27 protein-coding genes are annotated in these 26,303 nt (G+C 69.6%); 11 read left to right on the forward strand and 16 right to left on the reverse strand.

The window, feature by feature from the left end:
- Nucleotides 1-13 precede the first annotated feature (13 nt).
- On the forward strand, nucleotides 14-202 hold the full coding sequence (locus ACFVAE_RS17950) for a DUF3073 domain-containing protein (protein ID WP_378857825.1): 189 nt from the start codon (nucleotides 14-16) through the stop codon (nucleotides 200-202).
- 77 nt (nucleotides 203-279) lie between these two features.
- Here the strand turns inward: ACFVAE_RS17950 and ACFVAE_RS17955 are convergent, their stop codons facing one another.
- Nucleotides 280-2,454, reverse strand: a complete 2,175-nt coding sequence (locus ACFVAE_RS17955; RefSeq protein ID WP_378895246.1) for an alpha-galactosidase — start codon at nucleotides 2,452-2,454, stop codon at nucleotides 280-282.
- Between the two features lie 42 nt (nucleotides 2,455-2,496).
- On the opposite strand from ACFVAE_RS17955, the gene ACFVAE_RS17960 reads away from it, so the two are divergent.
- A complete protein-coding gene (locus tag ACFVAE_RS17960; protein WP_378895249.1) occupies nucleotides 2,497-3,522 on the forward strand; it encodes a LacI family DNA-binding transcriptional regulator in 1,026 nt (341 codons plus the stop codon).
- A 15-nt stretch (nucleotides 3,523-3,537) separates the two neighbouring features.
- On the opposite strand, the gene ACFVAE_RS17965 is transcribed toward ACFVAE_RS17960, so the two are convergent.
- From ACFVAE_RS17965 to ACFVAE_RS17985, 5 genes are all read right to left on the reverse strand, one after another.
- Complete coding sequence (locus ACFVAE_RS17965) at nucleotides 3,538-5,289, reverse strand: beta-galactosidase (RefSeq protein WP_378895252.1); 1,752 nt, start codon at nucleotides 5,287-5,289, stop codon at nucleotides 3,538-3,540.
- Between the two features lie 67 nt (nucleotides 5,290-5,356).
- Nucleotides 5,357-6,697 (reverse strand): ABC transporter substrate-binding protein, encoded by a 1,341-nt coding sequence (locus ACFVAE_RS17970; RefSeq protein WP_378895254.1) that lies wholly within the window; start codon nucleotides 6,695-6,697, stop codon nucleotides 5,357-5,359.
- Between the two features lie 59 nt (nucleotides 6,698-6,756).
- Nucleotides 6,757-7,623, reverse strand: coding sequence for a carbohydrate ABC transporter permease (locus tag ACFVAE_RS17975; RefSeq protein WP_378895410.1), 867 nt, complete (start codon nucleotides 7,621-7,623; stop codon nucleotides 6,757-6,759).
- Between the two features lie 71 nt (nucleotides 7,624-7,694).
- Nucleotides 7,695-8,588 carry a carbohydrate ABC transporter permease gene (locus ACFVAE_RS17980; protein ID WP_378895257.1) on the reverse strand — a complete coding sequence of 298 codons (894 nt, stop codon included), beginning with the start codon at nucleotides 8,586-8,588 and terminating at the stop codon, nucleotides 7,695-7,697.
- A gap of 82 nt (nucleotides 8,589-8,670) precedes the next feature.
- Entirely contained in the window at nucleotides 8,671-10,266 is a 1,596-nt protein-coding gene (locus ACFVAE_RS17985) for a glycoside hydrolase family 13 protein (protein ID WP_378895260.1), read from the reverse strand.
- 105 nt (nucleotides 10,267-10,371) lie between these two features.
- Here ACFVAE_RS17985 and ACFVAE_RS17990 point away from each other — a divergent pair, with 105 nt between their 5' ends.
- Genes ACFVAE_RS17990 through ACFVAE_RS18000 form a run of 3 tightly spaced genes read left to right on the forward strand, consistent with a single transcriptional unit; the run spans nucleotide 10,372 to nucleotide 14,442 of the window.
- A complete protein-coding gene (locus tag ACFVAE_RS17990) occupies nucleotides 10,372-12,459 on the forward strand; it encodes a DUF5054 domain-containing protein (RefSeq protein WP_378895263.1) in 2,088 nt (695 codons plus the stop codon).
- Complete coding sequence (locus ACFVAE_RS17995) at nucleotides 12,456-13,589, forward strand: metallophosphoesterase family protein (protein ID WP_378895266.1); 1,134 nt, start codon at nucleotides 12,456-12,458, stop codon at nucleotides 13,587-13,589. The genes ACFVAE_RS17990 and ACFVAE_RS17995 overlap by 4 nt, the downstream gene beginning before the upstream one ends.
- 13 nt (nucleotides 13,590-13,602) lie before the next feature.
- A complete protein-coding gene (locus ACFVAE_RS18000; protein WP_378895268.1) occupies nucleotides 13,603-14,442 on the forward strand; it encodes an MOSC domain-containing protein in 840 nt (279 codons plus the stop codon).
- A gap of 9 nt (nucleotides 14,443-14,451) precedes the next feature.
- On the opposite strand, the gene ACFVAE_RS18005 is transcribed toward ACFVAE_RS18000, so the two are convergent.
- Nucleotides 14,452-15,009 (reverse strand): hypothetical protein, encoded by a 558-nt coding sequence (locus ACFVAE_RS18005; protein ID WP_378895271.1) that lies wholly within the window; start codon nucleotides 15,007-15,009, stop codon nucleotides 14,452-14,454.
- Nucleotides 15,010-15,114: 105 nt separating this feature from the next.
- On the opposite strand from ACFVAE_RS18005, the gene ACFVAE_RS18010 reads away from it, so the two are divergent.
- Nucleotides 15,115-15,678: an RNA polymerase sigma factor gene (locus ACFVAE_RS18010; RefSeq protein WP_378895274.1), complete on the forward strand. Its 564-nt coding sequence runs from the start codon at nucleotides 15,115-15,117 to the stop codon at nucleotides 15,676-15,678.
- Nucleotides 15,679-15,690: 12 nt separating this feature from the next.
- Nucleotides 15,691-16,149 carry a hypothetical protein gene (locus ACFVAE_RS18015; RefSeq protein ID WP_378895275.1) on the forward strand — a complete coding sequence of 153 codons (459 nt, stop codon included), beginning with the start codon at nucleotides 15,691-15,693 and terminating at the stop codon, nucleotides 16,147-16,149.
- A 10-nt stretch (nucleotides 16,150-16,159) separates the two neighbouring features.
- Here ACFVAE_RS18015 and ACFVAE_RS18020 read toward each other — a convergent pair whose 3' ends face one another.
- The 3 genes from ACFVAE_RS18020 to purM are packed head-to-tail and all read right to left on the reverse strand — an operon-like array spanning nucleotide 16,160 to nucleotide 20,061.
- Nucleotides 16,160-17,476: a CynX/NimT family MFS transporter gene (locus tag ACFVAE_RS18020; protein ID WP_378895278.1), complete on the reverse strand. Its 1,317-nt coding sequence runs from the start codon at nucleotides 17,474-17,476 to the stop codon at nucleotides 16,160-16,162.
- Nucleotides 17,473-18,939, reverse strand: coding sequence for an amidophosphoribosyltransferase (gene purF, locus ACFVAE_RS18025; protein WP_378895279.1), 1,467 nt, complete (start codon nucleotides 18,937-18,939; stop codon nucleotides 17,473-17,475). The genes ACFVAE_RS18020 and purF overlap by 4 nt, the downstream gene beginning before the upstream one ends.
- A gap of 6 nt (nucleotides 18,940-18,945) precedes the next feature.
- Nucleotides 18,946-20,061: a phosphoribosylformylglycinamidine cyclo-ligase gene (gene purM / locus ACFVAE_RS18030; protein WP_378895282.1), complete on the reverse strand. Its 1,116-nt coding sequence runs from the start codon at nucleotides 20,059-20,061 to the stop codon at nucleotides 18,946-18,948.
- 64 nt (nucleotides 20,062-20,125) lie between these two features.
- Between purM and ACFVAE_RS18035 the strand changes: the two genes are divergently transcribed.
- Nucleotides 20,126-20,725: a zinc-binding alcohol dehydrogenase gene (locus tag ACFVAE_RS18035; RefSeq protein WP_378895285.1), complete on the forward strand. Its 600-nt coding sequence runs from the start codon at nucleotides 20,126-20,128 to the stop codon at nucleotides 20,723-20,725.
- 175 nt (nucleotides 20,726-20,900) lie between these two features.
- Here the strand turns inward: ACFVAE_RS18035 and ACFVAE_RS18040 are convergent, their stop codons facing one another.
- Genes ACFVAE_RS18040 through ACFVAE_RS18050 form a run of 3 tightly spaced genes read right to left on the reverse strand, consistent with a single transcriptional unit; the run spans nucleotide 20,901 to nucleotide 22,098 of the window.
- A complete protein-coding gene (locus ACFVAE_RS18040) occupies nucleotides 20,901-21,218 on the reverse strand; it encodes a potassium transporter Trk (protein WP_378895288.1) in 318 nt (105 codons plus the stop codon).
- Between the two features lie 41 nt (nucleotides 21,219-21,259).
- Nucleotides 21,260-21,709 carry a hypothetical protein gene (locus tag ACFVAE_RS18045; RefSeq protein WP_378895291.1) on the reverse strand — a complete coding sequence of 150 codons (450 nt, stop codon included), beginning with the start codon at nucleotides 21,707-21,709 and terminating at the stop codon, nucleotides 21,260-21,262.
- Nucleotides 21,710-21,741: 32 nt separating this feature from the next.
- Nucleotides 21,742-22,098 (reverse strand): sterol carrier family protein, encoded by a 357-nt coding sequence (locus ACFVAE_RS18050; RefSeq protein WP_378895293.1) that lies wholly within the window; start codon nucleotides 22,096-22,098, stop codon nucleotides 21,742-21,744.
- Between the two features lie 89 nt (nucleotides 22,099-22,187).
- On the opposite strand from ACFVAE_RS18050, the gene ACFVAE_RS18055 reads away from it, so the two are divergent.
- Nucleotides 22,188-22,865: an NUDIX hydrolase gene (locus ACFVAE_RS18055; RefSeq protein WP_378895296.1), complete on the forward strand. Its 678-nt coding sequence runs from the start codon at nucleotides 22,188-22,190 to the stop codon at nucleotides 22,863-22,865.
- A 214-nt stretch (nucleotides 22,866-23,079) separates the two neighbouring features.
- Nucleotides 23,080-24,357: a phosphoribosylamine--glycine ligase gene (gene purD, locus ACFVAE_RS18060; RefSeq protein ID WP_378895299.1), complete on the forward strand. Its 1,278-nt coding sequence runs from the start codon at nucleotides 23,080-23,082 to the stop codon at nucleotides 24,355-24,357.
- A gap of 131 nt (nucleotides 24,358-24,488) precedes the next feature.
- Here purD and ACFVAE_RS18065 read toward each other — a convergent pair whose 3' ends face one another.
- The 3 genes from ACFVAE_RS18065 to ACFVAE_RS18075 are packed head-to-tail and all read right to left on the reverse strand — an operon-like array spanning nucleotide 24,489 to nucleotide 25,655.
- Complete coding sequence (locus tag ACFVAE_RS18065) at nucleotides 24,489-25,019, reverse strand: GNAT family N-acetyltransferase (RefSeq protein ID WP_378895301.1); 531 nt, start codon at nucleotides 25,017-25,019, stop codon at nucleotides 24,489-24,491.
- A gap of 26 nt (nucleotides 25,020-25,045) precedes the next feature.
- Nucleotides 25,046-25,474: a hypothetical protein gene (locus tag ACFVAE_RS18070; protein ID WP_378895304.1), complete on the reverse strand. Its 429-nt coding sequence runs from the start codon at nucleotides 25,472-25,474 to the stop codon at nucleotides 25,046-25,048.
- On the reverse strand, nucleotides 25,461-25,655 hold the full coding sequence (locus ACFVAE_RS18075; RefSeq protein WP_378895307.1) for a helix-turn-helix transcriptional regulator: 195 nt from the start codon (nucleotides 25,653-25,655) through the stop codon (nucleotides 25,461-25,463). The genes ACFVAE_RS18070 and ACFVAE_RS18075 overlap by 14 nt, the downstream gene beginning before the upstream one ends.
- A 106-nt stretch (nucleotides 25,656-25,761) precedes the next feature.
- Here ACFVAE_RS18075 and ACFVAE_RS18080 point away from each other — a divergent pair, with 106 nt between their 5' ends.
- A complete protein-coding gene (locus tag ACFVAE_RS18080) occupies nucleotides 25,762-26,250 on the forward strand; it encodes a hypothetical protein (RefSeq protein ID WP_378895310.1) in 489 nt (162 codons plus the stop codon).
- Nucleotides 26,251-26,303: the final 53 nt, after the last annotated feature.

The raw sequence follows: 26,303 nt of genomic DNA on the forward strand, positions 1-26,303 counted from the left end.
GGGGGTCTCGCGCATGGGCCGTGGCCGTCAGAAGGCGAAACACACCAAGATCGCTCGCGAACTCAAGGCGTACAGTCCGGATGTCAACTACTCCGCACTGGAGCGCGAACTCGGGCACCCCGCATCCGAGGGGGACGAGTACGTCGACAAGTGGGCCGACCAGTACGAAGACGAAGACGAGGACGAGCTCGAGAAAGCCTGAGCTCACTCATTCGCAAGACTGAGCCCCGGGTGGACAGGATGCTGTCCCTCCGGGGCTTCGTCGTGCCCTGAGTCCGGTCAGTCGACAGCGGTCGCGTGCAGCACGATCGCCTGCTCCGGCTGCAACGAGGGCATCACCACGCCGGCAGCGCCCAGCATCCGTCCGCGTGATTCGATGCCTGTCTCCTGCCAGGCGACCGGGTTCATCCGCGCGCCCGCCACGCTGAGCCGCTCGACGACGACCCGGTACCGGCGATCGGCGTCGAGTCCCGTGAGCCGCAGCCGGCCGGCCGTCGAGGTCGCCCCCACCGTCCGCGCGGTGTACACGTAGAGCGCGGAGGAGCCGTCGGCCGCGACGATGCCGTGCACGCCATGCGCGTTGTCGGGCACATCGAGCCGCACGAGACGACCGTTGTGCAGCATCCCGCGATGCTCCTTGTGCAGCGCGATCCAGGCTCTGACCGCAACGAGTTCGTCGGCCGCGCAGCGCCGCAGATCGAGTTCCACGCCGAGGTGCCCGATCAGCGCCTCGGCCGCACGGAAGGCCATCGGGTGCGTGCGCCCGGTGGTGTGCGACTCGGCCGACGCGATGTGCGCCCCGATCAGCTCGGGCGGCAGCAGCTGCATGGTCCAGCCGTTGATCCGCTCGCGCTCCAGAGGGTCGTTGTCGTCGGATGCCCAGACCCGATCGGTGCGCTCGATCACGCCGAGGTCGACCCTGGCGCCGCCCGAGGAGCACGACTCGATCTCGAGCGCGGGATGCGCCTGCTTCAACTCGTCGACGAGCCGGTAGAACGCGAGCGTCTGCCCGCGCACACCCGGGGTGCGCGCCGGGCCGTGCCCTGCGGCGACGAGGTCGCGGTTGTGGTCCCACTTGAGATACGCGATGTCGTACTCATCGAGCAGCGCGAGCAGGGAGTCCCGGATGTGCCGGTAGCAGTCCGGGTTCGCGAGGTCGAGCACCTGCTGGTTGCGAGCGGGGACGGGGAGCGCGGCGCCCGCGCGCATGATCCAGTCCGGATGCTCCCTGGCGAGATCCGAGTCGACGTTGATCATCTCGGGCTCGACCCACAGTCCGAACTGCATGCCCAGCTCGCGCACGCGGTCGACCAGCGGATGCAGACCCTGCGGCCACACGTCTGCGGAGACCGTCCAGTCGCCGAGGCCGGCCCTGTCGCTGCGGCGCGCGCCGAACCACCCGTCATCGAGCACGAAGCGCTCCACGCCGACGCCGGCCGCCGCCTCGGCCAGCTCGACCAGGTCTTCCTCGTTCTGGTCGAAGTACACCGCCTCCCACACGTTCAGCGTCACAGGCCGCGGTGTGGACGGATGCTGCGGGCGCGCCCGGAGCATCCGATGCGCGCTGTCCGCGATGTCGTCGAGCCCGTCGCCGTGGAACCCGTAGACCCAAGGGCTGAGGTACTCCTCGCCCTCAGCCAGCACGACCTCTCCCGGCAGCAGCAGCTCTCCGCCGCCCAGCAGCTGCCGGCCCTCCGGCATCCGCTCGATCTGGTGCACATGGTCGCCGGACCAGCCGGTGTGCAGCCCCCAGACCCGACCCGAGGCGTATCCGAACCCCGGGACGCCTGCGAGGAGCACCGTCGCGGCGCCGAGCCCGGTGCGTCCGCGGCGGTTCTCGCGGCGGTGCTGGCCGATACGGATCGTCCCGCGCTGCGGGATGCGCTCCGCACCCCAGCGTCCGGCGAAGTCGAGTGCCTCCGCCGCCTCGAGCGGCGTGGGCAGGCAGAGCAGCAGTCCGTCGAGCTGGTACGGGTCCGCAGCGGTGTTCCGCAGCGCGGCACGCATCCGCACCACGCCGGCGGTCGTCATCTCGATCTCCAGCGTCAGTGCGAGGCCGTGCTCGGCGTCGACGGCGTCGACCTGCAGCAGGCCGGCACCGTGCTGCAGCACTGCCCTCGCGCCGGCGGCGATCTCCGCGCCGTCGAGCATCGCGCCGGTCACGGTGAACAGCGGCGCCCAGTCCCTTCCGGCCCGCGATCCACTGATACCCGGTGCACCCTGCCAGCCACGTCCGTGCTCGGGAAGCACGGACACGGCGACGGGGACGTCGGGCTCGCTGCCCGCCGCCGGGAGGATGCCGGACGCGGCGAGCGCCTCGAACTCCGCGGCATCCAGATCGCCGCTGTCGGGACCCCAGTGCAGCACGGCAGGGAGCTCTCCATCCCTGATGTCGAGGGCGATGCTGCGACCGGCGGCCCGCATCACGAGACCCGCATCGACGGCTTCGGACATGTCTTCCTCCTCGAACTGTTCTGAGCTATTGTTTACGTTGCCATGAGTTTAGAACCGGACACCGCAGGACGCGCCTCCATCAAGGACGTCGCGCAGCACGCCGGGGTCTCTCCGCAGACCGTGTCGCGTGTCGCGAACGGCTATGTGCACGTGCGCCCCGCCATGCGCGAACGGGTACTGGCCTCGATGCGCGAGCTCGGCTACCGGCCGAACAGCGCTGCACGCAATCTCAAGTCCGGGCGGTTCCGCAGCATCGGCCTGGTCGCCTACAACATCACCACGCTCGGCAACGAGCGCACGCTGGAGGCCGTCGCCGAGGCCGCCGCGCTCGCGGGCTACACCACCACCCTCATCCCCGTGGCCGACCCGACCAGCGGGAACGTCTCCGGTGCGTTCGGCCGACTCGAGGAGCAGGCCGTCGACGGGATCATCCTCATCATGTCGGCGGAGCTCGGCTCCCCCGACGACCTCGCTCTGACGGCAGGACTGCCGCTGGTGATCGTCGACTCCGACGTCGCGACCGAGCACACCCTGGTGGACAACGACCAGGAGCAGGGCACCCGGCTGGCCATGCAGCACCTGCTCGATCTCGGCCACCGGCGCATCGCGCACGTCGCCGGACCCGACCGCGCCTATTCCGCCCGCCGCCGCGCCGAGACGTACGGACGCGTCGTCGCCGAGCAGGGACTGCCGGTCGTGGAGATGCAGCGAGGCAATTGGACGGCCGCGTCGGGCCGCGCCGCAGGCGCCGCCATCCTCGATTCCGAGCCCCGTCCGACCGCTGTCTTCGCGGCGAACGACCAGATGGCGCTGGGCGTGATGACGGCCGCTCACGAGCGGGGCATCCGCATTCCCGAGGAGCTGAGCGTCGTGGGCTTCGACAACGCCCCCGACAGCGACACCTACTGGCCCGCGCTCACCACGGTGCACCAGAACTTCGACGTCGTCGGGCAGCGCGCCACCGAGATCCTCATCGCGATGATCGACGGCGAGCCGCTCCCGGAGAACCCGCTCATCCCCACCCGGCTCGTCGTGCGCGCCAGCACCGCCCCGCCCCATCAGGGCTGAGCCCCTTCCACAGACTCAGAACTCCGTCGGCCCCAGGTCGGGGCCGGCCACGAACTCGGCCTGCGCCCTGGACATGCCGCGCAGCTCGAGCACCAGCAGCTCGTTGCCCTCGGACCGGAGCACGGGCGCCGGCACGTACAGCGTGCGCTGCGGGCCCCTGCTGGAGTAGCGGCCAAGGGCGAATCCGTTCACCCAGACCGCCCCGCTGCCCCAGGAGCCGGTGGCCAGATGCAGATCGGCGGATGCATCGGCGTCGAAGCGCCCGCCCAGCAGCACCGGGCCCCCCACCGGTCGGTCCGCGTCGATGGTCGCGCCCTCAGAGCGCAGCGCCTCACGGAGCGCCCCGGGATCGAGGTCGAGCCCGCCCGCGCGCCAGCCGGTCAGCGGCAGACCGTCGAGCTCCACCGGGCCGATCAGCCCCTTCCGCTCGCCGAGCCGATCCGCGTAGTTCACCCCGCCGAGCACCTCCACGATCAGCGTCAGCAGATCACCGTCCGGAAGGACGAGCACCCGGTCCCCGCTCTCGCGGTCGATGAGGCCGACCGGCCGGTGATCCACGAACACGTGGGCGCGGTCGCGAACCTCGCCCACGGTGAGCACACCGCCGCTCGGCATCTCCACCTGATAGCGCGCGTACCCGCGCGGAGAGCCGAAGGCCGTGGCATCCGGAGCCTCAAAGTGGTCGCTCAGCCGGGCGAGACCGGCGGTCAGCACGTCGGCCGCGGTTTCCAGCCCTGCCCTGAATGCGGGGGCCGGCCCGCGCGGAGCGGGCGCGTCGTCGGGCACCGGCGCGTACCGCGCGATCACCTCGCGGAACCGCCAGTACTTCTCGGTGGGCGTGCCGTCCTCGGCGAGCGGTGCGTCGTAGTCGTAGGAGGTCACGATGGGGCGATAGATGCCCTTGTCGTTCGCGCCGGAGGTGAACCCGAAATTCGTGCCGCCGTGGAACATGTAGATGTTGACCGAGGCGCCGGCCGACAGCAGAGCCTCGAGCTCGGCGGCGCTGGCCTCCGGAGCGGTCGTGTGGTGCGGTTCACCCCAGCTGTCGAACCAGCCGCACCAGAACTCGGAGCACATCAGCGGCCCCCGCGGCTGACGCTCTCGCAGCGTGGCGAGCCGCTCGGTCGCCCGCGTGCCGAACGACCCGGTGCGCAGCACCCCGTCCAGCCCGCCGCGCTCGAGCATCGCGGGCTCCGGCTGATCGACGGTGGTCAGGGGCACGGTGATGCCGTCAGCCACAGTGTGCTCGACGAGCGCGCGCAGATATGCGGCATCCGATCCGTAGGCGCCGTACTCGTTCTCGATCTGCACCAGGATGACGGGACCGCCCGCGTCGATCTGACGCGGCCGGATGATCCCATGCACCTGGGAGAGGTATTCGCGCACATCCTCGAGGTAGCCGGGATCCGAACTGCGCAGCGCGCCCTCGTGGGCGCGGAGCAGCCACTGCGGCAGGCCGCCGTCGTGCCATTCCGCGCAGATGTACGGTCCGGGGCGCACGATCGCGAGCATCCCGGCATCCCGGATGAGATCCAGGTAACGGCCGAGGTCGAGCCCGCCGTCGGTGCGGAACTCACCGCGCGACGGTGAATGCTCGTTCCACGGGACATACGTCTCGATGGTGTTCAGGCCCATCTGCCGCGCCTTGCGGATCCGGTCCTCCCACTGATCAGGGTGGATCCGGAAGTAGTGCATGGCACCGGAGATCACCTGGAAGGGCTCGCCGTCCAGGAGGAAGTCATCGTCGCCGATCGCGAAGGTGGGCATGGTGCTCGCTTTCGTGGGGGTATGCGGAGGGGAGCCCGGCTCGGAGCCGGACCCCCCTCCGGCGAACTCACTTGTTGGCGGTGAATCCCTGTGCGTTGCCGTAGTCGACCAGGGTCTTCTGCCACTCCTTGAGCGCGGCGTTCAGGTCACCCTCCTCGCTGATCGCCTTGCCGACCGAGTCCGCGAAGACGTTGTTCGCGTAGCCCTGGTACGGCAGGTACTGCCAGCCCGGGATGACGGACTTCGCCGACGCGGCGCCGACCTGGTTGGCCTTCTGCTCGTCCACGTACGCCGGGTAGACGCGGTTCGACCACTCGGGCTCGTCGAAGGTGGCGACGGTCGCCGGGAAGCCGCCCTGATTGACGAGGTCGCGCCCGTCGCCCTCGGCCAGGAACTGCAGCACCGCGGCACCGATCAGCTTGTTCTTGCTCTGCTCGGTCACGGTGATGCTGCTGCCGCCGTTCTCGGCGGAGCCGGGCTGGCCGTCCCAGGTCGGCATGGGCGCTGCCTTCCACTTGTCGACGCCGTAGTCCTCGCCCATGTCGATCATCCACGAGCCCATCAGCAGGGTGCCGAGCTTGTCCTGCGCGAGCGACTTGGTCCACTCATCCGACCAGGTGGCGACCTGGGAGAGCTCGCCCTTCTGCAGCATCCCGCCCCACATGTCGGCGAACTTCTTGCTGCCCTGGTCCTGCAGGTCGATCGTGACGTTCTCGCCCTCGGTCTTGAACGGGTGACCGCCGGAGGCCCAGATCATGCTGGTGAAGAAGCCGGCGTCACCGCCGTTGGCGATGTACGCGGAGGGGTCGTACTTGTGGATCGCCGCGCTCGCCGCCACGAACTCGTCCCAGGTCTTCGGAGCCTCCTTGATCCCCGCGGCGGCGTAGAGCTTCGTGTTGTAGATCATCACCATCGGACCGGAGTCCAGCGGGATGCCGACGAGCTTGTCGGCCACGTTCACCGCGTTCCAGGTCGACGCCGTGAAGTCGTCCTCGTACTTGTCCAGGCCGTACGCCGACATGTCGGCGAGCGCACCGCTCATCGTCAGCTGCGGCAGCGTCTGGTACTCGACGGGCACGATGTCGGGTGCGCCGGAGCCGGCCTTCACCGCGTTCTGCAGCTTCGTCACGGTGGCATCCGGGTTGTCCAGCTTGACGACCTTGATCTTCACCTTGGGGTTCTTCTTCATGAAGGCGTCGGCCCAGTCCTGAGTGGTGTCCCCCCAGGTCCACCAGGTGATCTCGCCGCCCTTCTTCACGGCCGCGTCGATGTCGGCCTGAGAGGTGCCGCCGCTCGTGTCGCCGGACGACGAGTCGCTCGAGCATGCCGCGAGCGGCGCGACGAGCAGGGCGACCGTGCCGAGGGCCAGTCCGGCCTTCAGCCAGGGGCTGGTGCTGTTCTTCTTCACTTCGGGTCCCTTCGTTGGGTGTGAGGTGTTGCTGGTGAGGTGTTGCGGGGTCGGGAGGGCTACTTGACGCTTCCCGCGGTCAGCCCGGCCTGCCAGTAGCGCTGCAGGTACAGGAACACCGCGGAGATCGGGAGCACGGTCAGCAGCGAGGCGGTGATGACCAGGTGCGGGATCGGCTCGGTGCCGATCGAGGTGGATGCCGAGGCCCACTGGTTCAGGCCGACCGTGAGCGGGTACCACTGCGGGTCGCTGAGCATGATCAGAGGCAGGAAGTAGTTGTTCCAGGTCGCCACGACGGCGAACATCAGCACGGTGATGAGCGCGGGCGCGAGCTGGCGCAGCGAGATCGAGAAGAAGATCCGGATCTCGCCGGCACCGTCCAGCCTGGCGGCCTCGATCAGTTCGTCCGGGATGGCTTCGGCGGCGTACACCCAGACCAGATAGAGGCCGAAGGCGCTCACCAGCGAGGGGATGATCACAGCCCAGGGCGTGTTGGTCAGGCCGAGCTTGCTGAACATCAGGAACTGCGGAACCGCGAGCACCGATCCGGGGATGGCGAGGGCACCCAGGATGATGGCGAACACGGCGCGGCGACCGGGAAAGCGGTACTTCGCCAGACCGTAACCGGCGAGCGTCGCCAGCAGCGTGGCGCCTCCGGCACCCAGCACGACGTAGAGCAGGGTGTTGCCGAACCACCGCACGAAGATGCCGTCGTCATAGGTCATCACCTGCGCGATGTTGTCGAACAGCGCGAAGTTCGGGCCGAACCAGAGCGCGAACGTGTCGTAGAGGTCGGTGCGCGACTTGGACGCGTTGACGACCAGCCAGAACAGCGGTCCGACGCAGTACAGCAGCATCACGGTCATCACGATCGTGAGCACGACGGAGGCTCGCTTCCGGCGGCCGGTGGCCTTCGGCGCGGGCATCCGCCCGATGCGTCCGCTCGCGAGCCGGCTGGGCCGGCGGGGCCGGCGGCCCGTGACGATCGCCTCGGTGCTCATCGGATCTTCTCCTCACGTCCACCGGCCGACTGGGCGAAGAACGCCACGACCATGGTGATGATGCCGGACACGATCGCGATCGCCGCGGCGTAGTTGAACTGGGAACCTGCGAACGAGAGGTTGAACGCGTAAAGGTTCGGGGTGAAGTAGCTGTTGATGACGTTCGGCGCGATCGACTGCAGCACGGCCGGTTCGTTGAACAGCTGGAAGCTGCCGATGATCGAGAACAGCGTGGCGACGACGATCGCACCGCGGATGGACGGGATCTTGATGCTGAAGATCGTGCGGTACGCGCCGGCGCCGTCGATCTCGGCGGCCTCGTAGAGCTCCTGAGGCACGGCCTGCAGCGCAGAGAAGAAGATGAGCATGTTGTAGCCCACGAACTCCCAGGTCACGATGTTGCCGATCGCGATCATGATGAAGCTGTTCGACAGCGGCGCGGGCAGCTCGATGCCGAACAGATGGTTGATGTCGGCGACCAGGCCGAACTGCGAGCCGTACATGTAGCCCCAGATCATCACCGCCACGACGCCGGGCACGGCGTAGGGCAGGAACAGGCTGAGGCGGTAGAACGGCACGTACCGCAGCCGCGCACTGTCCAGGGCGAGAGCCGCGACCATCGACAGCGCCAGCATGATCGGAACCTGAATCAGCAGGAACAGCGTGACGCGCAGGGTCGCATCCCAGAACTTCGGATCGTTCAGAGCGAGCACGTAGTTGTCGAACCCGACGAAGTGGTTGCCGCCTACCAGGGTCTCGCGGAACAGGCTGAGGTAGATCGCGTACAGCAGCGGCGCGATCAGCACGACGGCGAAGACGAGCATGAACGGCCCGACGAACCACCAGCCCGCCCAGGAGCGGCGGGGGCGTCTGGTCTGCACGAGCGTCATCTGCGACTCTCACTTCCTCGCAATTGGTTGCGTTATCAATGGATACTAGACACGTTTTGGTTACGTAAACAAGAGCCGAAGATCACGGAGCGATATCGGTCATCCACACCGTCGCGTCCGGAGCGAGCGAGTCTCCGGCCTGAGACCCGCTGCCCAGCAGCACGCGCCCCACCGGCAGCGCGACGGCCGCGTCGCCGGTGTTCGCGAACACACTCACGTCGCCGTTTCGGAATGCGAGGACGGATGCCGGGAACCCGTCTATCCACTGCACGGCGCCCGCCCCCAGACCGAGCCGTCGACGCATGTCGATCAGTGCGCGGTACAGCGCGAGCGTGGAGTCCCCCGAATCCCGCTGAACATCCCGCGCGAGTTCGGCCCACAGGGCCGGCTGCGGCAGCCAGGACGCAGCGCCCGGACCGAAGCCGAAGGACGGCTCGTCGGCCTCCCAGGGCAGCGGGACACGGCATCCGTCCCTGCCGTACTGCGCACCGCCGGTGCGGAACCAGGTCGGGTCACGACGGGAGTCGTCAGGAAGGTCGGTCACCTCTGGCAGGCCGAGCTCCTCGCCCTGATACAGGTAGGCCGAGCCGGGCAGCGCGAGCATCATCGCCGCGGCCGCACGCGCGCGCCGCTCGCCCGCGGTGCGGTCCGGCAGGCCCGGCGTGCGCGGACCGACGCCTCCGACGGGGCGCGGATGACGGAGCATGAGGCTCGTGGCGTGCCGGACCGAGTCATGGTTGGACAGCACCCAGGTCGGCGGAGCACCCACGCGCCCGAACGCCTCGATCGTGTCGGTGATCGTCTCGCGCAGCGATGCAGCATCCCATTCGTCGAAGAGATCGTTGAACGTCTGATGCATCTCGTCGGGACGCACCCAGTCGGCACGGCGACTCCGCGGCTTGATCCATGCCTCCGCGACGAGGATCCGGTCGTCGCCGTACTCCTCGAGCAGGCGCCGCCAGGAGCGGTAGATCTCGTGCACCTCGGACTGCCCCTCCCAGGGAGCCGGGTCCTCGTCATCCGCTTCGGGAAGACCGTCGGCCTTCACCAGACTGCTGGCGACATCGACACGGAAGCCGTCGACGCCGCGGTCGAGCCAGAAGCGCAGGATGCGCAGGAACTCGGCGCGCACCCGGGGGCTGCGCCAGTCGAAGTCGGGCTGCGACGAGTCGAAGAGATGCAGATACCACTGCCCCTCGCCGTCTGATGAGTTCGACTCACGCGTCCAGGCAGGACCTCCGAAGCCGGAGCGCCAACCGTTCGGCGGCTCGTCGCCGCGCGGACCCCGCCCGTCGCGGAACAGGTATCGCGCCCGCTCGGCGCTTCCCCGCGGCGAGGCCAGCGCGGCCTGGAACCAAGGATGCTCCGCACTGGAGTGATTGGGCACGATGTCGACGATCAGCCGCATTCCCCCGTGGTGCACGGCGAGCACCAGGTCGTCGAAGTCCGCGAGTGAGCCGAAGAGCGGATCGACGTCGCAGTAGTCGGCGACGTCGTAGCCGCCGTCACGCTGCGGTGACGTGTAGAACGGCGAGAGCCAGAGTGCGTCGACACCCAGTTCCTCGAGGGCGTCCAGCCGCCCGATGATGCCCCGCAGGTCGCCGATCCCGTCGCCGTCGGAGTCGGCGAAGGAGCGCGGATACACCTGGTAGATGACAGCCGTGCGCCACCAGTCCATGCGTCCACCTCCTCGTGTCGGTTGCGTCACCAATGGAACATACAACAGAATTGATTACGTAAACAATCATCCGTCCGATCGATCTTCTCGAAGGAGAGAACCCGCATGGCCGCGACGATCCATGTCGTCTTCAAGACCCACCTGGATGTCGGGTTCACAGCGCTCGCCGACACCGTCATCCGGCGCTATCTGGACTCGTACCTGCCCAAGGCGATGGACCTGGCCGAGGAGCTGAGACGCCGCGGCGGCCCGGCCGGCTTCGTCTGGACGACCGGCTCCTGGATGATCCACCATGCGCTGCGCATCGGCGAGCCCGACCTGCGAGCACGGCTGGATGCGGCGATCCGCCGCAGCGACATCCGCTGGCACGCGCTCCCCCTCACCACGCACACCGAGCTGATGGACGGGTCGCTCGCCGCGTACGCGCTGTCGATCGCGACCGACCTCGACGCGCGATACGGGCGGCGCACCACGGCTGCCAAGATGACGGATGTGCCGGGGCACACGATCGGCCTGGTGCCTGTGCTGGTCGCCGGCGGCGTCGACTACCTGCACATCGGCGTCAACGGCGCCTCCGCCGTGCCCGAGGTGCCGGAGTTCTTCCGCTGGCGGGCGCCCGAGGGCAGCGAGCTGGTCGTGCACTATGCGCGCAGCTATGGGGCCGAGGGGCTCGACGTCACGTTCACCCCCGACAAGCGCGTCGGCCTGCACCTCGCGCACACGGGCGACAACCTCGGCCCGCCCAGCGCCGACGAGGTCGAGGACCTGTTCCGGCGACTCGCCGCCCAGCATCCGGATGCCGAGATCGTGGCGAGCGGCCTCGACGACTTCGCGGCGGCGCTGGTCGCGCAGCGCGCGATCCTGCCCGTCCTCGAAGACGAGATCGCCGACTCCTGGATCCACGGCGCGGGCGCCGACCCGCTGCTCACCGCCGGGCTGCGCACGCTGCTCGCGCTGCGCAGGGACTGGCTGGCATCCGGAGAGCTGGCTGCGGGAACGGCGGAGCACGACGTGTTCAGCGAGTGGCTGCTGCGGGTCGTCGAGCACACCTGGGGAGAAGATCTCAAGACGTTCCTGCCCGACTACGTGAACTACCGCAAGCCCGACTTCGCCGCGGCGAGGGCCAGGGATGTGGTCGATCCGTCACAGAATCCGCCGGCGACGAAGGCGTACGACTGGGCGTGGGCCGAGCATCCGTCACCGCAGGGCCTGACCTACTCCGGGTTCGAGGCGTCGTGGGCCGAGCAGCGCGCTCACCTCGACCGCGCCCTGGAGGCGCTCGCGCCGCCTCGCCGTTCCGCGGCGGAGATCGCACTCGCGGCGCTGGCGCCAGGAGCGGATGCCCCCGCTGCCGTCAGGACGGCGGAACCCGGCGAGCTCCTCGAACTCGGCCGGTTCCGAGTGCGCTTCGCCGCGGACGGCTCTATCGATCTGCTCGACGACGAGCACCGGCGCGCATGGGCCGATCCCGAGCACCGCCTGGGGGCGTTCTCGTTCCAGACCTTCGACGAGCGCGACGAGCAGCTCTGGATGGCCCAGTACTGCCGCGACCGTGAGAACACCGACATGTGGGCGGTCCCGGATCAGAGCAAGCCTGGGCTGTCGATCGCCGGCGACCTGCCGGCCTCTCTGGTTCGGCCGGTCGTCCTCGGCATCGACATCGCGGAAGGAACGGATGCCGACACCGCGACCGTGCGGATGACGATGCCCGAATCCGCGACGGCGCACTGGGGCGCGCCGCGCCGGCTCACCGCGATGTTCACCTTCCCGCGCGATTCCGGCGCCGTCGGCATCCGTCTCGATGTCGCCGGCAGGGATGCGTCGCGACTGCCGGAGGCGAGCTGGTTCGCGTTCCGGCCGCTGCCCGCGGCGGGCGCGTGGAGCCTGGAAAAACTCGGCACCGCGGTCGACCCGACCCGGGTCGTGCGCGGCGGGAACCGCTCGCTGCACGCCGTGGAGGCCGTGCGACGCAGCGGCGAGCAGGCTCTCGTCCTGACATCCGCCGACGCTCCGCTCGTCTCCGTGGGAGAGCCGGGGCTTCTCCGGTTCGAGAACCGCGTCGCCCAGCCTGACGACGGGTTCCACGTCAACCTGCACAACAACGTGTGGGGCACGAACTTCCGGATGTGGTTCGATGACGACCTGAGTTACCGCTTCACGCTCGACCTCGATCCGGAAGGGTCCGCCTCATGACCTCACTGGTCACGACGCCGCTGTCGATCATGGCGCCCAGGCCGGACGGGTTCGAGGCCGTGTGGGGGGTTTCCCGGCTGAGTCGGGGCCGGCTGGAATGGCGCACGTCGCGTGAGTCCGGCGAGTGTCGGATGGATCGCTTCGGCATGACGCCGCAGGGCGACGAGGTGCTGCGCGTGCGTGCTCAGGGGCTGCCGCCGGGGCGAACCGTCGAGGTGAGGGCGGTCACCGAGGCGGTAGGCGGACCCGCCGACCGGCATGCCGGCGAATGGCGACGGGTGCACCTGCCCGACCCGGATGCCGGCGCCGCCCTCATCGTCGTCTGGAACGACACGCATCAGCAGGACGGGACCATCCGCGCCCTCGACGATCTCTCGCCCGCCGCGGACATGCTGGTCTGGAACGGCGATCTCTGCAACGACTGGAAGACGCCGGACGAGTTCACGCCGACTCTGCTGTCCCCCGCCGGACGGGACATCACCGCGAATCGCCCGCTCGCTCTCACTGTCGGCAACCACGATGTGCGCGGAGACTGGGCGTTCCGGCTGCAGTCCTTTGCGGCGATGCCCGAGGGACGGCCGTACTACTCGGTGCGCGTCGGACCGGTCGCCTGCATCATGCTGCACACCGGTGAGGACAAACCCGACGACCACCCGAGCTTCCGTGGCCGCGTGGCGATGGAGCAGTTGCGCGCCGAGCAGACCGCCTGGCTGCGCGAGGAGATCCGGCGCCCCGGCATACGGGACGCGCCGTACCGTGCGGTGTTCTGCCACATCCCGCTGCGCTGGACCGACGAGACCCCGGTCGACTACGACGATGAGGGGTACGACTGGTTCAGCCGTGCGAGCCGCGACGCCTGGCACGACTCCCTCGTCGAGTGGGGCGCGCAGCTGATCGTCTCGGGGCACACGCACTACCGCTCGATGATCCCGGCGGATCCCGCCTTCCCGTACGCCCAGGTGATCGGCGGCGGTCCGGTCGCCGACCCCGGCGATGAGGAGGCCGCCACCTGGATCGAGCTCGCGGCCGACGAGCACGAACTGATGCTGACGATGCGAACGCTCGATGGCGTGACCGCGCTGCGGGCGACGTTCACGCCCGTCACGGAGCAGCCGCCGACGCAGACCTGAAAGGATGGGTCGCATGCCTCGCGTCGTCGCCCTGTACCGCTATCCCGTCAAAGGATTCACCCCGGAGCCCTGCGAGGAGCTGACCGTGCAGTCCGACGGGCGCATCGCGGGCGACCGGGTGCTCGCGTTCCGGTTCGCGGATGCCGCGACCCCGGAGCTCGACGACGCGGGCCTGCACTATTGGCCGAAGTCGAAGGGCCTCGCGCTGGAGTCGTTCCCTGCTCTGGCCGCCCTGCGGCTGCGCTACGACCACGACACGCTGCGCGTGCAGGTCAGTCACGAGGACGTCGTGCTGGTCGATGCGAGTCTCGACGACGACGGCCGAGCCGAGCTCGCCGAGGCGATGACCGAGTTCGTGATGTCCACAACCGACGCCAAGCGGCTCGACCGTCCGGGTCGGCTGCCGCTCGCCCTGGTCGGCGACGGAATGCAGTCCCGGTTCCAGGACCGATCGCGCGGCTTTGTCTCGGTACACAGCACCGCCAGCGTCTCCGCGCTTGGCGACGCCCTCGAGATGGGGATCGACGGCCGCCGGTTCCGCTCCAACGTCGTGATCGACGGAGTGGATGCCTGGGACGAGCTGCGCTGGAGCGGCGACGTGCGCATCGGCGACGTGCGTCTGGTCGCCCAGGGCCCGATCGTGCGCTGCCTCGCCACGCACGCGAATCCCGACACCGGTGTGCGCGACGCGAAGGTGCTCACCACGCTCACCAGACGTGTCGGCCAGGCCGAGCCGATGCTGGGCCGCCTGCTGCTGCTTCAGAGCGAGGCCGGCGTCGTCAGCGGCGACGTCGACGACCTCAGCGGCCGCGGTGGTGTGATCCGCGTCGGTGACGAGGTCACCGTCGGCTGAGTGCGGGGCTCAGAGCCAGCGGATGGACGACGCTTTGTTGCGCCACGAACCGAGGTCGGCGACGTTCGTGAAGTAGCCGTAGGCGCTGCCGCTGAAGTCCGTACCGTCCCAGAGCTTCGTCATGCACCCGGAGTAGCTCTTGAACGAGTCGATGTCGTTGTTCCAGCCGATCAGCGACAGATCGCGGTAGTTGTACGCACCGCCGGAGCTGCACGGGGTGGACCCCGTCAGCGTGCGCGAACTGCCGCCGTAGTTCGGGTACGAGTAGAAGGTGCCGATCACGTAGGTCGCGGCAGCGCTCGCAGTGGCGCGGGACAGGGCGCCGTTCGTCTGGTAGGTGAGGACCTTGCCCGTCTCGTCGAAGACGGCCGCCCCGAGTTCGCTCTCGGAGTCGGCGCACACCAGGCTCCCGGTGTCGATGTTCTGCACGCAGTGCTGCTCCGGCTGCGCCGGCTCGACAGCATCCGGCTCAGCGGTCTGCGCACCCGCCATCGGTGCCGATGCGACCAGCATCACCGCCCCGAACACCGCCGCGATCGATGATCTGATTGCCGTCCTGCGCTTCATCGAACCCCTCCGAGTCTCATCACATGTCTTCTCAGAGTGCCTCGTGCGGAGCGCTTCGACAAGCTCGGGACACCATTTTCCCGATTTACAGGGAGAATGGAGGTGATGGAGGGCACACCCGAGAAATCCGCCCCCGCCGACCTCGCGACCGATCGCACCCTGGTGGCGGCGTTTCGTCGTGGCGATGCGGATGCGTTCCGCACCCTGTTCCACCGGCACGTGCCCGCCGTGCACGCGCTGATCCACTCGCAGCTGGCTGACGAGAACACCGTCGACGACGTCCTGCAGGAGGTGTTCACCTTCGCGTGGGAACGGCTCGACGAGAACCGGATGCCGGGCGGATCGGCCCTGCCGTGGATGCTGTCCATCGCTCAGGAGCAGATCGCGAACGCCCAGCACCTCCACGCAGGTGCCCGCACGTCCACCCGCCCCGCCACTCTCGCGGTCCCCGCACACGCTCCCCTCACCGAGATCGACCCTGTTGCGAAGCAGGCCCTGACCGCTACGCTCGAAGCCGCGGTCGCTCGCCTCGACGCGATCGACCAGGAGATCGTCTGCCAGTGCCTCGTGCATGGGCTGACCTACAAGGAGGCCGTGCGGAAGGTGCGGCCGAACGGAGGCATGATCCGCGAGTGGCTGCTTCGGCGACGAGGTGGGGCGACGTTCTGAGGGGGGCGGGCGATGGCTGACGTCGACGAGTACTACGCGGCCCAGTTCGAAGAGATCCGCAGGCGGATCTCGGCGCGGGGCGCTGCGCAGCGCCGGCGATCGCGCATCATGACCCTGGCCGGCAGCACGCTCGCCGCTGTGCTCCTCACCGGCGGCGCGTTCGCCGTCGTGCAGGCCACGGACACCGAGAAGAGCGGCTCGGTCTGCTATCAGGCCGCAGACACCGACTCGGCCTCGACAGAGGTGTCCGCCGCACCGACGGACGGCGTCATCGGCGAACTGCCCGCGATGGCCGACCGGGTGACCGCTGCCGAGAACCAGTGCGCGGCGTCCTGGCAGATCGGTGCCGTCGGCGGCGCCACCGGCCGCGTCCCCGACCTGTTCACCTGCGTGCTGGCCGACGGGCGCCTCGGCGTGTTCCCCGTCGACGGCCGGACCGACTGCCTGGCGCTGAACCTGGGCAAGCCCTGATCCGGGTCCGTCACCACTTCCCGTGGCGGCGGGTCCAGGCATCCTCGATCGTCAGCGGACGCGCGATCACGATGCCCGCCGGCACGGCGGCCACGAGAAGCACGACCATCATCAGCAGCGGCACCTGCCATCCGCCGGTCGCGCCGTGCAGCACGCCGAACAGGATCGGGAAGATCGCGGCGAAGCCGTAGCCCAGGCTCTGCACGAATCCGCTCAGCGCGACGGCGCTCTCGTGGGTGCGGGCACGGATGCTGAGCAGCGCGAGGCTCATCGGGAACATGATGCCGGTCAGGCCGTAGAGCACCACCCAGCCGTACAGGAACGCGTGCGGGGCCAGGACAAGGCCGAGCAGGCCGATCGACCCGGTCACGACCGACGTGATCAGCAGCACCGGTGTCGCCCAGGCATAGCGCACCGTCAGTCCGGGGACCACCAGCGAGCAGGGCAGCGCGACCACCGAGAAGACGCCGAGCAGGAAGCCGGCCTCGGCGGCCGAGACGTCGCCGACATCGGCGATCACCTGCGGCAGCCAGCCGAACGACACGTACGCCATCGATGCCGAGACACCGAAGATGAACGTCATCGCCCAGGCCAGCGGCAGCCGGGGCAGACGGCTCAGGATGCGGGAGTCGGCGGGCGCGACGACGACCGGCCCGGTGACGGACTCGAACTCGCGGTCCTGGGGCGTTTCGTCTGGCGCCTCCGTCGCTCGCGGGGCGGCCGGGGTGGGGGCCGGAGCCTTGTCCCGCAGCATCAGCACGATCCATGGGATCATCGCCGCAACGGCGAAAACGGCCCACTCGGCGAGCGAGACACGCCAGCCCGCGGCATCCGCCACCGGCACCGCGATCAGCGGCGGAAGGAACGTCGACGCGGCCATCGCGACCGAGTACACGGTCATCATGAGGCCGAGCCGGTCGGGGAAGTACTTCTTCACCAGCGGCGGCAGCAGGATGTTGCCGGTGCCGACGCCGGCGAACACCAGTGCCGTCGCGGCGATCAGCGTGACCGAGTCCACCGCGAAGCCGCGCGCCACCAGCCCCAGCGTGATCAGGGCCGCGGCGATGACCGTCATCCGCTCGAGGCCGAGCCGGCGCTCCAGCCACGGTGTCGCCAGGCCGAAGACGGCGTAGCAGACCGGCGGTGCGGCGCCGATGAGGCCGAGGACCACCGGCGGAACCGGGAAGTCCGCCGCGATCAGCCCGACCACCGGCGACAGCGACGCCACAGCCGAGCGCAGCGAGAACGCCAGCAGGATGATGCCGAGCACCGCGAACGCGCGCCCCCGCCAGAGAGGGCGCACCGACGCGGATGCGCCGGAGGTCACGAAGTCTGCGACCTCTCCACCCAGTCCAGGTACTCCTCGGTGACGGTGCCGGTGACGTAGCGGCCGTCGAAGCAGCTCATGTCGAGGTCGACCAGGTCTGTGCCCTCGGTGATCGCCGCTCTGAGGTCGTCGACCTCCTGGAAGACGATGTGGTCGCATCCGAGCTCTTCGGCGATCTCGGGGATCGTGCGGCCGTGCGCGACGAGCTCGAGCTTCGACGGCATGTTGATGCCGTACACGTGCGGGTAGCGCACCGGCGGCGCGGCCGACGCGAACGTCACGGACAGCGCCCCGGCGTCCCGCGCCATCTGGATGATCTGCTTGCTGGTGGTGCCGCGCACGATCGAGTCGTCGATGAGCAGCACGTTCTTGCCCTTGAACTCGGTCGACATGGCGTTCAGCTTCTGCCGCACGCTCTTCTTGCGCACCGCCTGGCCGGGCATGATGAACGTGCGCCCCACGTAGCGGTTCTTGTAGAAGCCCTCGCGGTACTCGATGCCCAGCTTGCGGGCGACCTCCATCGCCGCAGGACGCGACGAGTCCGGGATCGGCATGACCACGTCGATCTTGTCGCGCGGCACGTGCTTGGCGATCGTGTCGGCGAGCTTCTCACCCATCCGCAGCCGCGACTCGTACACCGAGACGCCGTTCATGACGGAGTCGGGGCGGGCCAGGTACACGTACTCGAACGCGCAGGGCATGAGCTGCGGGTTCTCTGCGCACTGCTTCGAGAACAGCTCGCCCTCGTTGCTGATGAACACGGCCTCACCGGGGGCGACCTCGCGGACGATCTCGTAGTCGGCGTTCTCGAGCACCAGCGACTCGCTGGTCACGACCCACTCGTCGGAGTCGCCCGGGTTGCCGGTGGTGCGACGGCCCAGGATCAGCGGACGGATGCCGAACGGGTCACGGAACGCGAGCAGGCCGTAACCGGCGATGATCGCGATCACCGCGTAAGCGCCCTCGATGCGCTTGTGGGTGTTCGCCACGGCCTCGAAGATGCGCTCCGGGTCGAGGTCGACCGGCGACGTGGTGGTCTGCAGCTCGTGCGCGAGGACGTTCAGCAGCAGTTCGGTGTCGCTCGACGAGTTCAGGTGACGGCGGTCGCGCTGCTCCATCTCGGCGGTCAGCTCACGCGTGTTGGTGAGGTTGCCGTTGTGGATGAGCACGATGCCGTACGGCGAGTTCACGTAGAACGGCTGCATCTCCTCCTCGCTGGAGGCGGTGCCCTTCGTCGCATAGCGCACGTGGCCGAGGCCCACGCTGCCCAGCAGCGCGCGCATGTCGCGGGTGCGGAACGACTCGCGCACCATGCCCTGCGCCTTCGCGGTGTGCATGACACCGGTCGACTCCGCGGTGGCGATGCCGGTGGCATCCTGCCCGCGGTGCTGCAGAAGCAGGAGTGCGTCGTAGATGTCCTGGTTGACCGGGCCGTTGCCGACCATTCCGACGATGCCGCACATGGGGTGTTACTTCGCTCCGTCCCGGTAGCCGCCCACCAGGCGCACCGCTCCACCGTCGACGCCCTTGGCGCCCTGTTCGAATCCTTCGCCGGGGACGGCGCCGATGTGCACCGTGCCGGCACGCCAGGCGGCGATGCCCTGCGCCTCGACGGCCGCGATCGCGGCATCCGCCTGCGCGCCGTCGACGATCGCGAGGAACCCGATGCCCAGGTTCCAGGTGCCCTCGGTCTGCTCCAGCGGGGTGCCGGCGATGTCGGCCAGCACGCGGAACACCGGGTCGGGCGACCAGGTCGCGCGATCGACCTCGGCCCAGCTGCCCTGCGGCAGCACGCGGGCGAGGTTGGCGGCGATGCCGCCGCCGGTGACGTGGCTGAGCGAGTGCACGGCGCCGGGGAGCTGATCGATCAGCTTCAGCAGCGGCAGCGTGTACAGCCGGGTCGGCTCGAGGAGCGCCTCGCCCCAGGTCGCACCGAGGTCTTCTGCGCGGTCGCCGTAGCCGATGCCGGCGCCGGTGAGGATGTGGCGCACCAGCGAGAAGCCGTTGGAGTGCAGGCCGCTCGAGGCCAGCGCGATCACGGCGTCGCCGTCGCGCACGAGCTCGGCGCCGAGCACGGCGTCCTTCTCGACGACGCCGGTGGCGGCGCCCGCGACGTCGTAGTCGTCAGGGCCCAGCAGGCCGGGGTGCTCGGCGGTCTCGCCGCCGACCAGCGCGGTGCCGGTCGCCGTGCAGGCATCCGCGATGCCGCGCACGATGTCGGCGATGCGGTTCGGCACGACCTTGCCGCACGCGATGTAGTCGGTCATGAACAGCGGCTTCGCGCCGACCACGACGATGTCGTCCACGACCATGCCGACCAGGTCCTGCCCGATCGTGTCGTGCTTGTCGATCGCCTGCGCGATCGCGACCTTCGTGCCGACGCCGTCGGTCGAGGTGGCGAGCAGCGGATGCCGGTAGTCGCGCAGCGCGCTCGCGTCGAAGAGTCCGGCGAATCCGCCGACGCCCCCGAGCACTTCCGGCCCGTGCGTCGCGCGCACAGAGGACTTCATGAGTTCGACGGCCAGATCGCCGGCAGCGGTGTCGACGCCTGCTGCTGCGTAGGGATTGGTGGTGGAGTCTGCCACCAGGACAGCCTACCGGCTCGCGGATGGGTGATGTCCGGGAGAGGTGTCTCCTACGATGGGGGCCATGAGCGAGAAGCCGCAGTGGCTGATCCGCGAGGACGCGGGCACACCGGTGCTGATCGCGCTCGCGCTGCGGCAGCTGCTCGGCGTGCGCGAACCCGACGAGATGCCCGCGCTGCGCGGGCTCGAGGTGCGCGCACCGGATGCCGCTGATGCCAGCGACGCCGTCGAGGAGCAGTGGCGCTCGTACTGGGACATGACCGTCGAGCCGCGCGCCCACCGCAGCGACGTGCCGCTGGAGCTGATCGACGGCTTCGACACGATGGTCGCCCTGCCGGCGTCCGGCGCCGATGAGCTGCGCGCGGCGATCGCGCCGCACGCCGCGACGGCGCTGCGCTTCGCGACCGATGCGCACAAGCGGTACGTGGCGACCGTGAACTCCTCCGGCGACTCGTACCGCGCCTATGCGAGCGCGATCGCCGAGTTCGAGCGCGAGATCGGCCGGCGTGCGCACTCGTTCGAGCTGAACGTGCAGGTGCTGCCGCTCTCGCAGCGCGGCATCTGGTGGATCGGCGCGCTGACGGTGGCGGTCACCGACGGTCTGCGTCGCGACGTGGTCGCCTTCGACTCGGCGATCAGGCCGGTGATCGGCGAACTGGCCTAGGCCTCGGCTGCGCAAGCTGCACCGGCAGTGGCCGAGTGAACCCCTCGCCGTCGAGCGAACCCCCTGCCGTCGAGCGAACCGTGTATCGACGTCGATAACCGGTGCAGTCGACGGCAACCGGTTCAGTCGGGCGTGCGTGCGCGCGGGGATCAGCGCACGGTTCCGGCGAGCGCGCTCAGGCCTCGGGCGTGATGACTCGCTCGTGCTGCACCTGCACGATCCGTGCGTGCTTGCGGGCGCTGCGGTCGAGGATGAGCGCGACGACGCCGCCGACCGCGAGGCAGATCGGCACGGTCCACAGCAGCATGAAGCCGAACACCTGGCCCGCGGGGTACGCGACCCCTGCGGCCTCGGAGGGCTCATAGCTGCCGACCGCGGTGAGGATCAGCGCGACGATGACGCCGAGCACGACACCGGCGCCCATGAACACGCCATAGCGCGGCACGGGACGGACCCTCGCCTCGACGGTCTCACGGGATGCATTGCGTGCCATGCATCCATTGTCCCACGGTCCGGATATGCCCTCGCCGTGGGCTACGGACGCAGGACGATCGACCAGGCACCGTAGCCGTGAGCGCTGGTGGCGTTGGCGCTGAACGAGTCCAGATCGCGGGTCCCGATGCTCTTGTCCAGACGGTGCGGGCTCTCGTCGCAGCGGAGGTCCTTGATCTCGACGCCTTCGCCTTGGTCGCCGGACGACGACGAGATCGCGATGCTCATCGCATCGTCGCCGAAGCAGGAGAACTCTATGGCCGACAGATCGGTCGGGCTCGCGAAGTCCATCCGCGTGCCCTCCTCGTCGGATGCCGGTGCGCTGCCCGCCAGACCCGTCATGACGCCGTCGTTCTCACCCGCCTCGTCGCTCTGCTGCTGCATCCACTCCTGCACGTCGGCGTCGTCCGGGGGCGGCGGCGCGAAGGCCGCGCAGCCCGTCAGAGCGCACGCGCCGGCCGCGATCATCAACCCCGCCAACGTGCTCCGCATGCCCTGACCATAGCGGGGCGGATCGCCGTCGGCTACGGACGCAGCGGAAGGAGCGCCTCGATGTCGGCGCGGGTGCCGGATGCCGAGACGCGGCCCGCGGCCACGGCGTCGGCCCACTGCTCGGATCCGGTGGCCAGGGCGATCCAGGTGGGCGCATCCATCTCGACCACGTTCGGCGGGGTGCCGCGGGTGTGCCGCGGCCCCTGCACGACCTGCACGGCGCCGAACGGCGGCACGCGCACCTCGACGCTGTTGCCCGGAGCCTTCTCGTCGAGCAGCTGCAGCAGGTAGCGGACCGCCGTCGCGATCTGCGGGCGGGCGGCGTCGCCGTTCGCGACCGCGGCGAGCGCCGCGCGTCCGTCGGCGGTGTCGATCCTGCGGGTGGCCATGGTGTTCAGCGTACGCGCGAGTGAGACCGGAACCGGGAGGGGTGCCCGGGGAACGAGCCGCGACGCCCGTGCGGGCATAGGCTCGACGGGTGACTTCGCAGAAGACGGTTGCCGGGGCCCGCGCCGAGCTGATCGCCGCGGCCGAGCACGGTGCCGACTGGGCCGCGAGGTACCCGCAGAACATCGGGCGCGCGCACCCGGCATCCGTGCTCATGCTCTTCGGACGGCTGGACAGCGTCCCCGCGACATCCGACGAGACCACGGTCGCCGCCGACCTCGACGTGCTGCTGCAGCGGCGCGCGGCGACGCTGTCATCGCATCCGGGGCAGGTCTCCTTCCCCGGAGGTCGGCGCGAGGCCCAGGACGCCGACGTGATCGCGACGGCGCTGCGCGAAGCGCAGGAGGAGACCGGACTCGATCCCGCCGGTGTCGAGGTGCTCGCGACCCTGCCCGAGCTGCCGCTCGCGGCGAGCAATCACCTGGTCACGCCGGTGCTCGCCTGGTGGCGGTCACCGTCGCGCGTCGCCGCAGTCGATCACGCCGAGACCGTGGAGGTGTTCCGGGTTCCCGTGGCCCAGCTGCTCGACCCCGCCACCCGGTTCACCTCGGTGCTCAGCCGCGCCGGGATGACGTTCCGCGGCCCCGCGTTCGACGTCGACGGCACGATCGTGTGGGGCTTCACCGCGATGGTGCTCGACGGACTGTTCGACGCCGCCGGCTGGACCATCCCCTGGGACGCCGCGGACGAGCGCCCCATCGAGCTCTGACTCGCACACATCCCGTTCGGGCATCCCGCCGCGGGCCTCGCGGATGGAGAACGTCGCTCCAGACGCTGTGGCACCCGCGAAATCCATCCGTCCCTCAGCGTCACGGATGGAGAACGCCGCTCCAGCCGCCGTGGCACCCGCGAAGTCCATCCGCCCCTGGGCGCCGGGTGCAACGCAGCGGAGCGGCCGCGGACCCCGCCGGTAGGCTGACGGCATGAAGATCCTCGTCCTCGGCTCCGGTGCACGTGAGCACGCGATCATCCTCTCCCTGCGCTCCGAGGACACCCCGCACGAGATCTACGCGGCGCCCGGCAATGCGGGCATCGCACAGGACGCGACGCTCGTCGACCTGGACATGCTGTCCGGCTCGGCAGTCGAGCAGTTCGCGAACGAGAACGCCATCGATCTGGTCGTCGTCGGCCCGGAGGCCCCGCTGGTCGCAGGTGTCGCCGACGTGCTGCGCGAGCGTGGCATCCCGGTGTTCGGGCCCGGCAAGGCGGCCGCGCAGATGGAGGGTTCGAAGGCGTTCGCGAAGCGGATCATGGATGCCGCGGGTGTGCCGACCGGCCGCGCGGTGCGCGCCGCGACGGTCGCCGAGGTCGAGCAGGCCTTCGACGACCTGGGCGCCCCGCACGTGGTCAAGGCCGACGGTCTCGCCGCCGGCAAGGGCGTCATCGTGACGGGCGATCGCGCCGAGGCGCTCGCGCACGCCGAGCACTACCTGCCGCACGGTCCGGTGCTGATCGAGGAGTTCCTCTCCGGCGAAGAGGTCTCGCTGTTCTTCCTCAGCGACGGTGACACCGTGCGCGCGCTCAGCCCCGCACAGGACTTCAAGCGCGCGTACGACGGTGACGCCGGTCCGAACACCGGCGGCATGGGCGCCTACTCGCCGCTGCCGTGGCTGGACGAGCGGTTCGGCGGCGAGGAGGCGTTCGTCGCCCAGGTGACCGACGAGGTCGCACTGCCCGTCATCCGTCAGCTCGACGCCGAGGGCACCCCGTTCATCGGCCTGCTCTACGCCGGCCTCATCCTCACCGACGCCGGTGTGAAGGTCATCGAGTTCAACGCCCGCTTCGGCGACCCCGAGACCCAGGTGGTGCTGCCCCGACTGCGCACGCCGCTGTCGCGGCTGCTGCTGGCCGCGGCATCCGGCACCCTCGAGGACGAGCCGCAGCCCGCGTTCTCGGACGAGGTCGCGATCACGGTCGTCCTCGCGAGCGAGGGCTACCCCGAGGCGCCGCAGACGGGGCGCCTCATCGAGGGACTGAAGGATGCCGCCGCCGTCGAGGGCGTCCGGCTCGTGCACGCCGCGACGGCGGGACCGGATGCTCCGGGCGGAGCCCTCGTGGCATCCGGCGGCCGCGTGCTGAACGTCGTGGCCACCGCTGCCGACTTCGGCACGGCACGTGCCCGCGCCTACGACGCGCTGGGCCGCATCTCGCTCGATGGCGGACACTTCCGCCACGACATCGCCGCCCGCGTCGCGGAGTAGATCGGCGCATCCGTCACGGATGCAGGCACGACGAACGCATGCAGACGCGTCCCGCAGCGTGTCCGCCTGCGGGCGCGCACGCTGCCTGCATCCGTGACACCCCGTGCGACGGGGTCAGCGGCCGGTGAGTACTACAGCGCGACCCAGTAGCGGCGCAGCAGCGGGTGGCCGTTCTCACTGGCGTCGATGACGTCCTGCAGCACGCCGCCGGCGCCCTCGATCGTGCGGAACGAACCGGGGTTGTCGTCGTCGCAGGTGATCATGACCCTGTCGTAGCCGTCGGCACGCGCCTTGTCGAGCACCATCGCGAGCGCGGTCTTCACGATGCCCTCTCGGCGACGCGACGGACGCACGGAGTAGCCGATGTGGCCGCCGACCCGGCGCAGGAAGTCGTTCAGCTCGCGACGGAACGCGATGAAGCCGACCACCTCGGCGCCGTCGGTGATCCAGTAGTAGTCGCAGGGCACGTGCCCCTCGGGCAGCACGGCGCCGCGGCGACCGTACAGCTCCGCCATCTCGACGAACGACTCCGCAGCCGCCCGATCGGGGGTGATGTCGTCGTTGAGTCCCGCGCCGTCGATGTGCGCGCCGCCGAACTCGGTGACGGCCTCCGCCCAGGAGTCGGCGAGATCGAGCGAGGGCGATGAGAGTGCGATGGTCATCCCCCATCTCACCACGCCGGGCGGAGTCAGCCGCGACGGACGAAGAACCAGTTCGCGAAGAACCAGCACGCGGCGAGAGCGAGGAACATCCCGATCGCCATGAAGCGCCCGGTCTGGCCGACATCGGCGAGCGCGACGACGGCGAGCTGCACGATGCTCAGCACCAGCGCCACGGCCCCGACCACGGCGAGGCCCTTGACCCCGGCGGCGCGGTCGCGCTCGTCGGCCCACTCCAGGGCGTTCACGCGCTCCAGGTCGCCGGAGCTGCCGCGGCGGGCGGCGACGGCGCCGATGCCGCCGATGAGACCGCCGGCGAGCAGCGAGGTTCCGACGACTGCGGCGCCGAGTGCATAGGAGAGCACCGAGCCGATGAGGCACAGGGCGACGAGCGCGGTGTTCACCGGCGACATCGGCCAGCGGCGCCGAGGCGTCTCGTCCGGTTCATCCGTCGACATCGAACATCTCCTCCACAGTGGAGCCGAAGTGGCGTGCGAGGTGCACAGCGAGCGTCAGCGAGGGATCGTAGCGACCGGTCTCGATGGCGTTGATCGTCTGGCGGGAGACGCCTACCCCGAGCGCGAGCGCCTGCTGCGAGAGCCCGCGTTCGGTTCTGAGCTCCTTGACCCTGCTGCGCACGTCTCAAACGTAGAGCAACACGCCCGATATGTAAAGCTCACTTGACACCGCACACGGATGTAAAGCATCCTTTCCATGTCAAACACACTTTACACCGGAGGCAACCATGCACGACGCGCTCGTCGACTTCACCCAGTCCCTTCCCGCCTGGCTCCAGTGGCTCGGTGTGATGGCCGCCGCCGCCATCCCCTTCGTCGAGTCGCACTTCGGCACCCTGATCGGCGTGATCGCCGGCCTGCCGGTGCCGGTGGCCATGCTGGCCGCGATCGCCGGCAACGCGATCTCGATGCTCGCGTTCGTGTTCACCGCGGCGGCCGCACGCAGAAAGGTCCTCGCTCGACGCGGCGCAGCCGCCGACGACGCCGAGGAGCCCTCCGCCCGCAAGCAGAAGGTCAAGCGGATGCTGGAGCGCTTCGGCGTCCCCGGCGTCAGCCTGCTCGGACCGATGGTCGTGCCGAACCAGTTCACGTCCAGCATCCTGGTGTCGCTCGGCGCGAACCGCACCAGGGTGATCGTCTGGACGCTCGTATCGATCGTGCTGTGGTCGGCGATCTTCGCGCTGATCGCTCAAGCCGGTGTCATGCTGCTGAACTGACCCGGCAGCGAAGAGGGCCGCCCGGGATCTTCCCGGCCGGCCCTCTTCACGTC

Source organism: Microbacterium sp. NPDC057659 (assembly GCF_042799915.1).
Taxonomy (GTDB): Bacteria; Actinomycetota; Actinomycetes; order Actinomycetales; family Microbacteriaceae; genus Microbacterium.

What these genes read in the sequence shown, in the direction of transcription:
- ACFVAE_RS17950 (WP_378857825.1), top strand. Translation starts at nt 14, where the DNA reads ATGGGCCGTGGCCGTCAGAAGGCGAAACACACCAAGATCGCTCGCGAA.
- ACFVAE_RS17955 (WP_378895246.1), bottom strand. Translation starts at nt 2,454, where the DNA reads ATGTCCGAAGCCGTCGATGCGGGTCTCGTGATGCGGGCCGCCGGTCGC.
- ACFVAE_RS17960 (WP_378895249.1), top strand. Translation starts at nt 2,497, where the DNA reads ATGAGTTTAGAACCGGACACCGCAGGACGCGCCTCCATCAAGGACGTC.
- ACFVAE_RS17965 (WP_378895252.1), bottom strand. Translation starts at nt 5,289, where the DNA reads ATGCCCACCTTCGCGATCGGCGACGATGACTTCCTCCTGGACGGCGAG.
- ACFVAE_RS17975 (WP_378895410.1), bottom strand. Translation starts at nt 7,623, where the DNA reads ATGCCCGCGCCGAAGGCCACCGGCCGCCGGAAGCGAGCCTCCGTCGTG.
- ACFVAE_RS17980 (WP_378895257.1), bottom strand. Translation starts at nt 8,588, where the DNA reads ATGACGCTCGTGCAGACCAGACGCCCCCGCCGCTCCTGGGCGGGCTGG.
- ACFVAE_RS17985 (WP_378895260.1), bottom strand. Translation starts at nt 10,266, where the DNA reads ATGGACTGGTGGCGCACGGCTGTCATCTACCAGGTGTATCCGCGCTCC.
- ACFVAE_RS17990 (WP_378895263.1), top strand. Translation starts at nt 10,372, where the DNA reads ATGGCCGCGACGATCCATGTCGTCTTCAAGACCCACCTGGATGTCGGG.
- ACFVAE_RS17995 (WP_378895266.1), top strand. Translation starts at nt 12,456, where the DNA reads ATGACCTCACTGGTCACGACGCCGCTGTCGATCATGGCGCCCAGGCCG.
- ACFVAE_RS18000 (WP_378895268.1), top strand. Translation starts at nt 13,603, where the DNA reads ATGCCTCGCGTCGTCGCCCTGTACCGCTATCCCGTCAAAGGATTCACC.
- ACFVAE_RS18005 (WP_378895271.1), bottom strand. Translation starts at nt 15,009, where the DNA reads ATGAAGCGCAGGACGGCAATCAGATCATCGATCGCGGCGGTGTTCGGG.
- ACFVAE_RS18010 (WP_378895274.1), top strand. Translation starts at nt 15,115, where the DNA reads ATGGAGGGCACACCCGAGAAATCCGCCCCCGCCGACCTCGCGACCGAT.
- ACFVAE_RS18015 (WP_378895275.1), top strand. Translation starts at nt 15,691, where the DNA reads ATGGCTGACGTCGACGAGTACTACGCGGCCCAGTTCGAAGAGATCCGC.
- purF (WP_378895279.1), bottom strand. Translation starts at nt 18,939, where the DNA reads ATGTGCGGCATCGTCGGAATGGTCGGCAACGGCCCGGTCAACCAGGAC.
- ACFVAE_RS18035 (WP_378895285.1), top strand. Translation starts at nt 20,126, where the DNA reads ATGAGCGAGAAGCCGCAGTGGCTGATCCGCGAGGACGCGGGCACACCG.
- ACFVAE_RS18040 (WP_378895288.1), bottom strand. Translation starts at nt 21,218, where the DNA reads ATGGCACGCAATGCATCCCGTGAGACCGTCGAGGCGAGGGTCCGTCCC.
- ACFVAE_RS18045 (WP_378895291.1), bottom strand. Translation starts at nt 21,709, where the DNA reads ATGCGGAGCACGTTGGCGGGGTTGATGATCGCGGCCGGCGCGTGCGCT.
- ACFVAE_RS18050 (WP_378895293.1), bottom strand. Translation starts at nt 22,098, where the DNA reads ATGGCCACCCGCAGGATCGACACCGCCGACGGACGCGCGGCGCTCGCC.
- purD (WP_378895299.1), top strand. Translation starts at nt 23,080, where the DNA reads ATGAAGATCCTCGTCCTCGGCTCCGGTGCACGTGAGCACGCGATCATC.
- ACFVAE_RS18065 (WP_378895301.1), bottom strand. Translation starts at nt 25,019, where the DNA reads ATGACCATCGCACTCTCATCGCCCTCGCTCGATCTCGCCGACTCCTGG.
- ACFVAE_RS18070 (WP_378895304.1), bottom strand. Translation starts at nt 25,474, where the DNA reads ATGTCGACGGATGAACCGGACGAGACGCCTCGGCGCCGCTGGCCGATG.
- ACFVAE_RS18080 (WP_378895310.1), top strand. Translation starts at nt 25,762, where the DNA reads ATGCACGACGCGCTCGTCGACTTCACCCAGTCCCTTCCCGCCTGGCTC.